This window comes from Proteus sp. G3927, assembly GCF_963894685.1.
GTDB lineage: Bacteria > Pseudomonadota > Gammaproteobacteria > Enterobacterales > Enterobacteriaceae > Proteus > Proteus mirabilis.
Window position 1 is genome coordinate 136,194 of sequence record NZ_CAWQGX010000027.1, and the last position, 13,743, is coordinate 149,936.

A 13,743-nucleotide genomic window follows, 5' to 3' on the forward strand; every position below is an offset into this window, starting at 1 on the left:
TCATCAAAATTTAGCTTTTTTATTGCGCCAAATTTCGTATACTGGAAAGTAACCACTTAGTGGGGGCTTCTCTCTTAGTCAAAACCGGTTGTATGATTAGGAGGTATTATGAGTAGAAAAAATGAAGTTATTCAAACACATCCTGTTGTAGGCTGGGATATTAGCACTGTAGATATCTATGATGCGATGATGCTACGTTTACATTATCTTCCTGAAAACGAACACCATCCAGACAATGCAGTGGTTGATAAAACACTTTGGCTTACTACTGATGTAGCAAAACAGTTGATTTATATTCTTCAAGCAGGTATTGATAAAATTGAATCATCTGAAGATTTTGTATCAGACAACACCAAGCATTGATAAAAAGATAAGTTCGAGAAAAGCATTAAGACACCAAGCAGGAGTACTTTCGTACTCCTGTCTCGTTTTTATTGTTATAATCACCTTTCATTTTTATTTCGTTTATCTCTATTATCTATCCCTAACATTTTAATTTTTCATACTGTTTTTTTTAATTAGTTATTATTATAAATTAATTTATATTTAATTAAGTTATTATAATTTTCTTTTTATTCGATATATCTTTCACAAAATGATATATAACCCGAATTGACATAAAACTATGTTATCTTTATTTTAATAACTTGAAAATAGATATCACAAGGAAGTTATTAGTGAAAATATTAATTATTGATGAGTGTTACTTTACTCGTAATGGTATTCGGCATTTCTTCTTAAAAAAAAATGTAAGGCATGAAATTATTGATATGTCTTCTATTGAAGAAGCTAATCATTATATTAATAACTCTATGCCTGATATTATTTTTATTGATCTCACTAAATATTGTCGTGAAGTGGCACATTGTCAGCACTTACAATATTTCTTTTCACTGACTCAAGAGTGTCGTTTATACCTCTATATTGATGCCAACTATCCAGACAAAGATAGACCTATCGCCTTGACAAATAACTGTTTTATCCTTGCTAAACGAGTACTACCTTGGGTATTAGAGAGAACATCAACATTAACTTCTCGTTGCCAAGTTTTTTTCCCCACTTATAAACATTCTCTTTGCTCAATATTTAGCATACAAGAACAAAAAATCATAAATTACTGGATGGGAGAGTTGCCTAACTATCAAATTGCCAAAAAATTAAAAATTAGCAATAGCACCGTTTATTCGCATAAAAGACATATTACTGAAAAAATAAATGTAAAAAATAGAATTGAACTCTTCTTTATATATAATATATTAAAATATATCTATGAGAAATAAATACAAACTTATCGTTTAATGATTGATATATTTTATGGAATGAAATTATGAAGCTAATAGTTTAATTAATTGGAGGAATAACAAATTCCTATTACTTAACATTGAACTCTATAATAGGATTATAAATATGGGTGAATATATCAAAAATTAAAAATATTTAATCACCTAAGAGCAATGTTTTATAACATAAAAAATCTTCTTCATATTCAATATGACACTAAACATATTAATAAGCACAATATGTCATAGAATGACTCACTTCACTCTTACAGCTATCCTAGAGTGAAGTGAGCACCAATAGAGTCATCAACAACAAAAAGACACTATTGCTACATACTATTAGGCGATACGCTCAATCTTTGCCGGTAATCCTTGACGTACAGAGGCACCAGAAACCCAATCTAACCAAGTATTCGTTATTTCTCGTGTTGGATCAGCAAAGCCTAAGTCGTTTAAGTTAATACCACTACCTATTGCTTTATCCATAGCTAATGGTTGCCCATCTAAATAGTGTTGACGTGAGCCTAGCTCTTTATGCCCATAACCATGTTCAATCGCTAACACTCCAGGCATAACCCCCTCTAATAAACTAATTTCAGCCTCAACCTCTCCACCAGGGGTCACTATGCGCACTTTATCACCATGCTTGATCCCCCATTTTTTACCATCTAGCGGATTAATCGCGACTAAATTGCTTGGTTTTACCATTCTTAAACGTTGGATCATGCCCGTTGAGCTACTTACCACATGAGATTTAAAGGACATCAGTTTTAATGGCCATTGCTCTTGTGGAAAATGTTGATGTATATCGCTACCGTCAGATAAACGCGGTGGATAATAAGTTGGGCAACCACTATATCGCTCACCGGTAATAGCATGATGATTCTTCGCTACATTTTCATTCCAGATCTGTAATGGTTTCTTCCATTGCGGGCCTGTCGCATCACCATTCCATGCTTTATCATAAGGGGCAAAACGCCCACCACGAGTATAAATATTCGCCACCCTTAGGACTTCTTCTTCTTTTAAAGTGGCAGTAATAGCAGGAAGAATACGATCGACACCACTTAATAAAATATCTTCATGGCTGGCAGGTGCTACAGGCTGTTCGCCCATAAAGGCAATATTAGCCGCTACACGCAGATAATAATCTTCAGCACTATTAATTGCGTGGAAATGCCCATCTTTATCTTCTAGCGCATTTTCACCAAAGCCGGGTAAGTCTAATGCTTTAGCAACCGCAATGCAGAAAGTTTCCATTGATATAGGTTGACCATCGGCTGTTTTCGCCACACGAGGCTCTACAATCGGCCAACGTGCCGTACTGGCTTTGACTTGTACACCAGACCACGGCGCACTAAATCCCCAACTTTCAAAGTTATGCGTATCAGGCACAATATAGTCCGCCAGTGCAGTGGTCTCATTCATAAAAGCATCGATACCAATAATCAATGGTAGATGCTGTGGATCTTTAAGACGCGCTTCCATAACTTGGCGAATACCTGCAATACCGTATAGCGGGTTCGTCATATTGGTTATCCATGCTTTTAATGAATAAGGATAACCCGCTAATGCCGATCCCAGTTGCTCTGTTAATTGCCCTGCGGCAAACGGATACCACGGTGCTTTAGCAGGATAAGGAGACTCCCCTTTCGCGATCCGTTCACGATATTCATCAGATTGTTCATAGGCCGCTTTACTGCGCGATAGCACCATTCCTTTAGGCTTAATTTTGCCTTTAAAGCTATCCATGTTGTAACGAGGGCCATCTATCGCACCATTAAATTTACCCCCACCGACAGATACTCCCCCTTTCAGGTTTAGATTTCCAATTAAAGCGTTTAGCATGATGACACTCCACGCCGTATAGAAACCATTTCCCCCCATCATGCCACCATGTGAGATAACCGCAGCTTTTCGTCCGTAGTCAGTAAATTCACGCGCTAAGGCAATAATAGTGCTTTCAGGTACTTTACAACGTTCACTATACTCCGCCAATGACATGCGGTTTGCTGCCTCAGTTAATAATTGGAAACTTGATTTTACTGTAACCTCAATACCTGTTTTTAATGTCACTTTTTGAGTAACAAAAAGCTGTGCTCTGTCTACTTGCGTCGCTGCTGTAAGCTGTCCATTAAGGGCTATAACCATATTTTGCGCTTCGCCATCGGCAATATCCTCAAGATGCGCGGCGGTTAACATCTGCCCTGACAGTGGATGATTTTCATCACTAATGACTAAATGTGTCGCATTAGTCCAGCTTCGCTCTCCAACATTATTCATCGACACTTCACTGGGCACCGATAAATACTCAGCATTATAGCGTTTGTTTTCAATGATCCAGCGGATCATACCCATCACTAAAGCAGCATCTGTTCCCGGTTGTACGGGTACCCAATGACCATGATCATTCGCTAACGTGGTGGTTAATGGCAAAGCAGGTGCCACAACTACATAGTTAAACGAACCACGAATACGCGCATTCGCTAATTGGCGACCTTGGCGTTTAAATGGATTACCTGATTGCGCAGGTGAAGTACCTAAAAATAGTGCAAATTCAACATGATCCCAATCAGGCTTCACATGAGCATTTTTATCCAGATCATTCATTAATGCACCGGAGCCGGCACGATACGCTAATCCACAATAAGAGCCATGAGCCCCAAAATTTTTACTACCAAAGGCATTTTGTGCAAAGCGACGAATAAAACTATCTCGGCCATCATCCCCAGCATTAGTAACTAATAACTGATTTGCTTTAGGTCCTAGAGCTGGCTGTTTAGGATCAATGGGTGTTGCTAAATCGCGGATAGCACGTAAGCCATCAACATGCCCTTCACCAAATAAATCGCCCCCCTCAACCACTTCTTTGATCAGTTGCTCAAAGCTAATTCGCTGCCATTTCCCCTCACCTCGTTTACCCACTCGTTTCATGGGTTCAAGAATACGAGTAGGACTATCGAGGCTTTCCATCATCGTCGCACCACGAGCACAAGCCGTAGAGCGGTTAGCTAAACCACTTTCGCCCCCCATTTTTTCAAAGGCTTCTTTTATTGGCATGTTATAACCAAAATGGATATCCTGAGATAATGGGTGATAAGGATTTCCTGCAATACGTAATACTTGATTATTGTTACGATCGACTCTCGCACGCACACCGCACTGAGTCCAACAACCAAAGCACTGAGTCATACAAACAGCTTGATTGGTATTAGGTTGCCAATTCGCTTTCGCCGTGATTTTACCTTCTGGTAATAAAGAGTTACCGTTGATCCTATCCAAAGTAACCTTACCAGATGTCCCATCAACGAGACCGTCGACAGCACGCTTAGCAACATCGCGATAACTGGCAGCAAATGCGGCAATACCACCGATAACCAATCCACCTTTAAGCCATTGACGTCTTGTAAACTTAGCCATGCTGTACTCTCCTGACAACCCAACGAATACTTTCTCTGAATATAATGGTTAACGCTATCCAAAGCCCAAATGTTCCAACAATCGCTAATAATCCATCATTACCCAGCGGGAACTGATAAGGATTGGTAATAATGTTATATTTGGGAATATATTGGCTTCCCATTAACATTAGCCAACGTAATACCCACGCCAATCCCATTGAAATAAAAGCCATTACGGTAATAAATGCCACTGAGCGTGCCTGTTTTGCCATTAATCCGCCCATAGCAACAGACACTATCCATAAGGCAATAACCCCTATCGCACTCCACCAGCCTAAACTTCCTATTGCCAATTGTTGCCTAATGGCTTGTCCTGAAATAGTATCCCCCGCAATCCAAAAACCTGTACATACAGCAAGTAACATTAAAGATCCGATAAACCACATAGCCAGTTCACGCTGATACACAGGCTCTCGTCGCGTACCTAATGCTAATAGCGTAGGCAATACTTGCATGGCACTAAAAAACAGTAATATCGGCAGCCAGTAGGTATAAAGCACCGGTCTTGCTTTTAAAATAGAAGCTTCACGGCCGGTATAGAGCAATAAACCTATCGAGGTTAAGGCGCAGGCTAAAGCAACCCAACGCGTTAACTTATATTCACGTTTCCACACTAAACGCACGACCATGGCAATAAAGTACAAAATACTAAATGCAGAGAAGAGTGGCAGTAATAGTGATCCCCATGCCATCCACGACCAAGGAGTTGGATAAGCATAAAAATGCCAAACACGTGCGGTTTGATGGAGATCAGCGGTTAATGCTAAAGGGGCGGTGATCCCCGCCGTAACAGCAATAAAAACCGCAACAGCTTCTAAACGAGGATTACCTGTACGCCCTTTCCAACATTGCCAGCATGCATAAAGTGTTGCGCAACACGCAATGCCGATAAAAAAGAAATATTGCACTGCCCAAGGTAACCAAAAGTATTCTTGGGGGATCGCTATCACTTCTTGAATTTGCGAAACGGATGAAATCATGAGTGAACCTCCTGCCATAATGCGGGTTGCCCTTGTCCAACTAATGGCTGCACAAATGCATCATCTAAACCAAGATAAAAAACTTGTGGCAAGGTGCCACTTTCTGGTTTAAGTACTTTTAATTCATGTTCATGCTCGCGGATCATTTTACTTATTGTGCTGTGTGGATCTTTCATATCACCGATAATACGAGCGCCCCCCACACAAGATTCAACACAGGCAGGTAATAACCCAACTTCTAGGCGATGAGCACAAAAAGTACATTTATCGGCTGTCTGAGTGGAATGGTTGATAAAACGGGCATCATAAGGACATGCTTGCACACAATAAGCACAGCCTACACAACGTTCATTATCAATCACGACGATCCCGTCTTTGCGTTGAAATGTTGCTTGAACAGGACAAACAGGTACACACGGAGGCTCGTCACAATGGTTACATAATCTAGGGAGTAAGACGTTCGTTATTCCCTCTTGCCCCTTGATAGCAACTTGATATTGGTTTACTGTCGTCCTAAATTGTCCTTGTGGCGTTTGGTTTTCAATCGTACAGCTCACTGTACAAGATTGACACCCAACACAACGACGCAGATCGATCAGCATGCCATAACGTTTATCCTCTGAGCCTTCACGGCGCTCTGGGGATAGTTTAATGCCAGCTTGAGAGAGAGGAACCAGTGAAGCACCTGCGGTAAGGACCCCTAATTGTTGTAAGAATTTTCGTTTACCAAGATCCATATTTGTCTCCAGTATCACTCAGTAAATACCTGCCACATTGAGCGAAGGGAATAGAAAATAAGTATTTATGGCATTGTAAAAATTACTGAGTCCTCCACCTATTGTGGTTTACCACATACTCGGTGCGAACTTGATCCAAAACAATATTTAACATTAGATAGTTATGACGATAAAACAGACAATTGGGATAAAAAAAATCGCTAGTTTGAGCTTATTACTGCTCTTTTTTCTACTCTCTTCTTCTGCGGTTGCCAAAGAGTGGACTATTGGTGTGTTAGCGTTGCGAGGCGACGCCTCAACACAAAGACATTGGCAACCGCTTATCGATACCTTAGATCAACAAATACCCACAGATAGCTTTCTGCTGTTACCACTTAACTTGTCAGAAATGAAGCAAGCAGTGGCAGACAAGAGAGTAGATTTTCTATTGACGAATCCAGCGCAATTTGTCCAGCTTGATAGTGCATACCCGCTACGTTGGTTACTCTCTTTACGCTCGGGTTATGAGCCTGATAACACAACAAGAAATGTGATTGGTAGCCTTATTTTGGTGCGCAAAGACAGCGCAATCACATCGATTCATGAATTAGTCGGAAAGCGTGTTGGCGCCATTGCACCAGATGCCTTTGGTGGATATCTGTTAGGTTACAAAGCACTGCGTGAAGAAGGAATTGATCCTGAACAGGATTTTACATTACGTTTTAGTGGTTTTCCGGCTGATGCGTTACTTTACTTATTACGTGATGGCGATATTAATGCAGCGATCATCCCAGTTTGTTTATTAGAAAATATGGATAACGAAGGTCTTATTAATAAAGAAGATTATCGTCCATTATTAAATTATTCTACCAATACTTCTTGTTTAACCAGTACTCCGCTCTATCCTAATTGGTCATTTGCTGCATTAGATACTGTTCCTGACACATTAGTGGATAAAGTGACACGAACATTACTCAATGATGAAAGCGACGCCATGAAATGGGGGGCTCCCGCTTCTCATTCTCAAGTGGAAAATTTACTCCGAGAAGTCAACCAACACCCAAGGCAGCGACAACTTTGGCAAGATGCGAAAATTTGGGCTATCCAGCACCGTTTTATTATTGGATTATCATTGGGTGCCATTATCTTACTGGTTTTCAACCAAATCTGGATTAGTTATTTGGTCAGAAGACGTAGCCATCAATTAGAACAAGCGCATATCCATTTAAGAGAGCAAAAAGAGGCATTAGAACAAGCTCAGCGTTTAAATATTTTAGGTGAAATGGCGTCAGGCTTTGCTCATGAGCTTAATCAACCTCTTTCTGCGATCAAAAGTTATGCCCAAGGTAGTGCGATCCGTCTAGAAAAAGAGAACAAAAATCATCCATTACTCCCCGCGTTACGACAGATAGACCAGCAAGCCCAACGTGGCGCAGATATTATTCGCAATCTACGTTTATGGGTAGGTAAGCAATCAGCAAATAGTGATACAGTGCCACTGTCAGAACAAAATATTGCCCAATGTATTGAACATATTTGGCGGTTATTACGTATTGATGAAAAATATCCACAAGTGACTCTGATCACTAAGATTGATAAACATGATACCCTATACTTACCTGAAACATTATTAGAGCAAATATTATCTAATTTGATCACCAATAGCCTACAGGCGGGTACTAAAGTGCTACAGATAAGCACCCATAAAGCGCCTGATAGGTTGTTAATTGTGATCAAAGATGATGCGGGAGGAATGAGCCATAGCCAGCTTGAACAACCTTTCTCCCCTTTTCAAACCACCAAAACAGAAGGTCTTGGTTTAGGTTTGGTGATTTGCCAACGCTTATTAAATTCACAAGGTGCTGATATTCACATAGAAAATCAAAAAGATAAGCAAAATAATGTTGGATTAAAAATCACCCTTATTTTCCCCAATAACAATAATTAGAGGAAGAAAAATGCCAACAATTCATCTGGTTGATGACGATCTCGCCGTCACCGATGCTTGCCAATTTCTATTAGAAAGCTTAGGTTATGCGGCGCAGGTTTGGAATGACAGCGAATATTTTCTCCATAATATTGACCTTTATCAGCAAGGGGTTGTGCTGTTAGACATGAGAATGCCTAAAGCAGATGGTAGACAAGTACATCAATATTTAATTGAAAAACACAGTACGCTAGCAGTGATTTTCTTAACGGGTCATGGTGATATTCCGATGGCGGTTGAAGAAATAAAAAAAGGTGCCATTGATTTTTTACAAAAACCCATTGATAGCAATGCATTACTCTCTGCACTGAAATCCGCCTTTACTGAAACTGCAACACGCTTTACGGCTGATGATATCCGTCGCCGTTATGCCTCACTGACACCAAGAGAAAAAGATATTGCATATTATGTTATTCAAGGCCTAATGAATCGAGAAATTGCTGAAACTGCCTGTGTTTCTATCAGAACAGTTGAGGTACATCGAGCAAAAGTGATGGATAAAATGGCCGTTAAAAATATCGCAGAATTAGTTACCGCATTACAAGGAATTGATATTGTAGCGCCAAATTTATGACAAAATTTCTGATCTGCGGTAAAAAGTGTCACAATATAGAATATTCATTGGAAAAATAGTAAATAGATAGGCTTATGATAAAGTCACCTCCATTTAAAACATCATTTTTACAGCCCAAATATTGGCTGACATGGTTGGGGATAGGATTACTCTATCTTCTCGTTCTGCTCCCTTATCCCGTTATCTACTGGTTGGGTACACGGCTAGGTCGTTTATCTAAAGTCTTTTTAAAAAAACGTGTACAAATAGCAGAACGTAATCTTGAGCTATGTTTTCCTGACATGCCTAAAAATGAACGTGAAGCGTTAGTGAATAAAAACTTCGAATCCGTAGGTATGGGGCTATTTGAAACAGGAATGGCTTGGTTTTGGCCTGATTGGCGTGTGAAACGTTGGTTTAAAATCAGTGGTAGAGAAAATATTCAAAAAGTACAAGAAACTGGCCAAGGTATTATTGTCGTTGGTATACACTTTTTAACTCTAGAGTTAGGTGCACGTATATTTGGCATGCTAAACCCCGGTATTGGTGTGTATCGCCCTAATGACAATCCAGTTATGGACTGGTTACAAACTTGGGGTCGTTTGCGTTCTAACAAATTTATGTTAGATAGAAAAGATGTCAAAGGTATGATCCGCAATTTAAAAGCTGGAGAGATCCTCTGGTATGCCCCTGACCACGATTACGGCCCACGAAAGAGTGTCTTTGCCCCACTTTTTGCCGTAGATAAAGCAGCGACAACAACAGGAACCTATATTCTAGTCAAAACCAGTCATCCGGCTCTGATCCCGTTTACACCAAAGCGCTTACCTGAAGCAAAAGGTTATGAACTGATTATTTCACCTGCCGTAGCTGATTTTCCCATCGATAGTGAAGAAAACACCGCTATCGCAATGAATAAAGTGGTCGAACAAGAAATTTTACGTGCTCCTGATCAATATATGTGGTTACACCGTCGTTTTAAAACCCGCCCACCTGGAGAAGCTTCTTTATATAATGAGATAAAGAAAGTACACTAGTCCCCATCAGTGACTGTTTTAATAAAAAAACAGTCACTGACAAACAGATTGACTCTCTTAACCAAGATTAAAATACAAGACTAAAATAATAAAATTAGCCATACTCACTACTATTATTTCCTGCAAATAAACACATTATAAAGCACTACCTATCGTTGTTATTTTGTATTATGGCGATATTCTTATTTAAGAATAGATAACCAACATTGAGATAAAAAAGGCAACGCAAACACCATTATTCTCACTTTATGTGCTTCGTTTACATTCTTAGATAAAGGAGTGACATGAACCTAAAGCCCCGCAACAATTCTTGGAAACGAAATCTCTACATTGTCTGGTTTGGTTGTTTTTTAACGGGTGCCGGCTTTAGCTTGATTATGCCTTTTCTACCATTGTATGTAGAAGAGCTTGGCATAAAAGATCATGAGTCCTTAAACCTATGGACTGGTGTTGCTTTTAGTATTACTTTTCTCTTTTCTGCCATAGCGGCACCTTTTTGGGGAAAATTGTCAGATAGAAAAGGACGCAAATTAATGCTATTACGTTCTGCCTTAGGTATGGCGATCGTCATGGTACTCATTGGTTTTGCTCAAAATATTTGGCAACTGTTAATTTTACGCGCTTTATTAGGGGTATTAGGGGGTTTTGTGCCTAATGCTAATGCTCTTATCGCCACACAAGTGCCCGTTAAAAAAAGTGGTTGGGCATTAGGAACTCTTTCTACGGGTGCGGTAAGTGGCGCATTAATTGGGCCATTAATTGGTGGAATACTTGCCGATCTCTACGGTTTACGTCCGGTTTTCTTTATTACAGCCGCGGTTTTATTTATCTGTTTTATAGTGACCCTATTTTTTGTTAGCGAAAATTTTACCCCTGTTTCTAAAAAAGATGCATTATCCACCCAGCAAGTTTTTTCATCACTCAAAAATAAAAGATTAGTCATTTGCCTGTTTTTCACCACCATGATTATCCAAGTGGCAACAGGCTCTGTTACGCCTATTTTAACACTTTATATCCGTGATCTAGCCGGCTCTATCAGTAATCTTGCCTTTATTAGTGGTGTGATTGCATCTGTTCCCGGTATTGCCGCTTTAATTAGTGCCCCTCGTTTTGGTAAATTAGGTGATCGCATAGGCCCTGATAAGGTGCTTATTTTCACATTGGGTTTATCTATTTTTATGCTTATTCCGATGGCACTCGTCAGTAATTATTGGGAACTAGGCGCATTACGTTTTTTATTGGGTGCAGTAAACGCTGCCATGTTACCTGCGGTACAAACGCTTATTTTATACAATATTACGCCTGCAATTGCTGGTCGAATTTTCAGCTATAATCAAGCCTTACGAGATGTAGGAAATGTTACTGGACCGTTAATGGGCGCGTTTGTTGCGGCCAATTATGGATTTAGAGCTGTTTTTTATTTCACCGCTGCGGTGGTATTTTTTAATCTTATTTACTCATGGATAAGCTTTCGTACCCCGCAAAGAAAATAGTCAAAAAATCCACCAATAGATTTAGTTAATAGTTTTTTTTCAATAAAAAATTACACTTTCTCTCTTAAAGGTCTAATTGTTAATTTTTTTATTTTATTTTTCATAATTTATTGTTTAATAAGAAAAATATTTACACACCATGTTTACACCTCTTTACTTTTTCTTGTCCTTTTTTTTCAAAAAATTGCAAGGTTAACTATTGCAAAATGAGATTTTTATCGACTTTTGCACTAAAAAATGGTTTATAAAGTATTAAATATGCTTTTAGTCACTGAAGTTCACTAAAAGTGTGTTAAAAATATATTAATTAAATGTAGTGGCAATTGATAACAGAATGAAATAATTCTGTATTGCCTCCTACTGATATTTTGTTCTTTTTACTTGCAAACGACCTGCAAAGGTTTTTTTTGGGAATTTAAGATGCAATCTACTCACTCAAAATCAAGCCGAACCTTTTTTGGCCATCCATACCCTTTAAGCTCTCTGTTCTTCACAGAAATGTGGGAGAGATTTTCTTTCTACGGTATTCGCCCATTATTAATCCTATTTATGGCTGCAACCGTTTATGAAGGTGGTATGGATATTCCTCGAGAGCAGGCATCTGCTATTGTGGGAATTTTTGCTGGTGGTGTTTATTTAACATCATTGCCAGGAGGTTGGCTGGCTGATAATTGGTTGGGACAACGTCTTGCGGTTTGGTATGGCTCTATCTTTATTGCATTAGGGCACCTTTCTATCGCACTTTCAGCGTTTTGGTCTCAGAACCTATTTTTTATCGGCTTATTGCTTATCGTATTAGGTACAGGCCTATTTAAAACCTGTGTCACTGTTATGGTGGGAACCCTGTATAAAAAAGATGATACACGCCGCGATGGTGGTTTCTCCTTGTTTTATATGGGGATCAATATGGGCTCATTTATCGCACCACTGATCACCGGCTTCTTAGTCCGTGATTATGGCTGGCATTGGGGCTTTGGTATTGGTGGTATTGGTATGCTAGTTGCACTACTGATCTTCCGCTTTTATGCCGTACCGACAATGCGTCGCTTTGATAAAGAAGTTGGCTTAGATTCAAGTTGGGATCGCCCTACTGTTGTGCGTCGTAATGTCGGACAATGGGTATTAGCACTTGCTGTGATATTAATTGCCATTGTTGGTTTAATTATTTCAGGCACTATTCCATTTAATCCGGTTATTGTTGCCAATTTTATGGTTTATGTGATCTCCGGCAGTGTTATCGCCTACTTTATCTATTTATTCCTATTTGCAGGATTAAGTAGTAGTGACCGCTCTCGCCTGTTTGTTTGCTTCCTATTATTAGTTTCAGCGGCACTGTTTTGGTCTGCATTCGAACAAAAACCAACCTCATTTAACTTATTTGCTAACGACTATACTGATCTAAATTTTATGGGCTTTGAGATCCCTGCGGTTTGGTTCCAGTCAGTCAATGCGCTATTTATTATTATTCTTGCCCCTGTATTTAGCTGGTTATGGCCAATGCTAGCACGCAACAATATGAATTTAAGTAGCATGAGCAAATTTGTGATTGGTATTTTATTCGCTGCAGGTGGCTTTACCGTCATGATGTACGCCTCTGAAAGCGTGCTTGCAACAGGTAGCGGTGTTTCACCATTATGGTTAATTTCCAGTATTTTATTGCTGACCCTAGGTGAATTATGTTTAAGCCCTATAGGACTTGCGACGATGACCATTTTAGCGCCAGCAAGAATGCGTGGACAGGTTATGGGCTTATGGTTCTGTGCGAGTGCATTAGGTAACTTAGCCGCAGGTTTAATGGGTGGAAATATTCGTCCTGATAAACTTGATGTTATGCCTGATTTCTTCTCTCACGTCTCTATAGCATTGGTTATTTGTGCCGTTGTTCTTGCAGCATTAATTATTCCTGTGCGTAAACTGTTACAAAGTGCAGATGATAAAGAGAATGCGCAAGCATAATGAGTTTTAGGTAACATTTTTTACCCTATAACTCAACTACGCTCCTCAAATTAGACACTTCTACTCTAATTTGGGGAGTTTTTTTATAAAAATAAAATATAAATGCAAAGTTCTATATAGAGATACACCACAGATATTAGAAATAAAGAAAAGAGGTCTCACAGACTATATCCTGAAAGTGACAATAAAAAATGATATCATAGAAGCGAAATTTACGAGATAATGCTTCAATATAAAATTTTCGTTCTGCTTAAAATGGAGTCTTTTAATTAAATAAATT

10 protein-coding genes are annotated in these 13,743 nt (G+C 39.2%); 7 read left to right on the top strand and 3 right to left on the bottom strand.

Going from position 1 to position 13,743, the window contains the following annotated elements; translation table 11 throughout:
• Positions 1-108: 108 nt before the first annotated feature.
• Together bssS and AACV00_RS10130 are read left to right on the top strand one after the other, a co-directional pair.
• On the top strand, positions 109-363 hold the full coding sequence (bssS, locus tag AACV00_RS10125; RefSeq protein WP_004248355.1) for a biofilm formation regulator BssS: 255 nt from the start codon (positions 109-111) through the stop codon (positions 361-363).
• Between the two features lie 314 nt (positions 364-677).
• On the top strand, positions 678-1,280 hold the full coding sequence (locus AACV00_RS10130; protein WP_004243578.1) for a response regulator transcription factor: 603 nt from the start codon (positions 678-680) through the stop codon (positions 1,278-1,280).
• Positions 1,281-1,619: 339 nt separating this feature from the next.
• Here AACV00_RS10130 and ttrA read toward each other — a convergent pair whose 3' ends face one another.
• From ttrA to ttrB, 3 genes are read right to left on the bottom strand one after another with little or no spacing between them, the layout of a single operon-like run.
• A complete protein-coding gene (gene ttrA, locus AACV00_RS10135) occupies positions 1,620-4,700 on the bottom strand; it encodes a tetrathionate reductase subunit TtrA (protein WP_110706594.1) in 3,081 nt (1,026 codons plus the stop codon).
• A complete protein-coding gene (gene ttrC / locus AACV00_RS10140) occupies positions 4,693-5,721 on the bottom strand; it encodes a tetrathionate reductase subunit TtrC (protein WP_004243580.1) in 1,029 nt (342 codons plus the stop codon). Before ttrC ends, ttrA begins: the two co-directional genes overlap by 8 nt.
• A complete protein-coding gene (ttrB, locus tag AACV00_RS10145) occupies positions 5,718-6,458 on the bottom strand; it encodes a tetrathionate reductase subunit TtrB (RefSeq protein ID WP_004243581.1) in 741 nt (246 codons plus the stop codon). Before ttrB ends, ttrC begins: the two co-directional genes overlap by 4 nt.
• Positions 6,459-6,621: 163 nt before the next feature.
• Between ttrB and ttrS the strand changes: the two genes are divergently transcribed.
• The 5 genes from ttrS (at position 6,622) to AACV00_RS10170 (ending at position 13,463) form a co-directional block, all read left to right on the top strand.
• The gene (ttrS, locus tag AACV00_RS10150) at positions 6,622-8,385 is read left to right on the top strand and encodes a tetrathionate respiration histidine kinase TtrS (RefSeq protein WP_017628017.1); all 1,764 of its coding nucleotides are present in this window, start codon (positions 6,622-6,624) and stop codon (positions 8,383-8,385) included.
• A gap of 10 nt (positions 8,386-8,395) precedes the next feature.
• The gene (ttrR, locus tag AACV00_RS10155) at positions 8,396-8,998 is read left to right on the top strand and encodes a tetrathionate respiration response regulator TtrR (RefSeq protein ID WP_012368070.1); all 603 of its coding nucleotides are present in this window, start codon (positions 8,396-8,398) and stop codon (positions 8,996-8,998) included.
• Positions 8,999-9,072: 74 nt separating this feature from the next.
• Positions 9,073-10,014 carry a Kdo(2)-lipid IV(A) acyltransferase gene (locus AACV00_RS10160; protein WP_004243585.1) on the top strand — a complete coding sequence of 314 codons (942 nt, stop codon included), beginning with the start codon at positions 9,073-9,075 and terminating at the stop codon, positions 10,012-10,014.
• Between the two features lie 284 nt (positions 10,015-10,298).
• On the top strand, positions 10,299-11,507 hold the full coding sequence (mdtG, locus tag AACV00_RS10165; RefSeq protein ID WP_004243586.1) for a multidrug efflux MFS transporter MdtG: 1,209 nt from the start codon (positions 10,299-10,301) through the stop codon (positions 11,505-11,507).
• Positions 11,508-11,927: 420 nt separating this feature from the next.
• Entirely contained in the window at positions 11,928-13,463 is a 1,536-nt protein-coding gene (locus AACV00_RS10170; RefSeq protein ID WP_004250754.1) for a peptide MFS transporter, read from the top strand.
• Positions 13,464-13,743 lie beyond the last annotated feature (280 nt).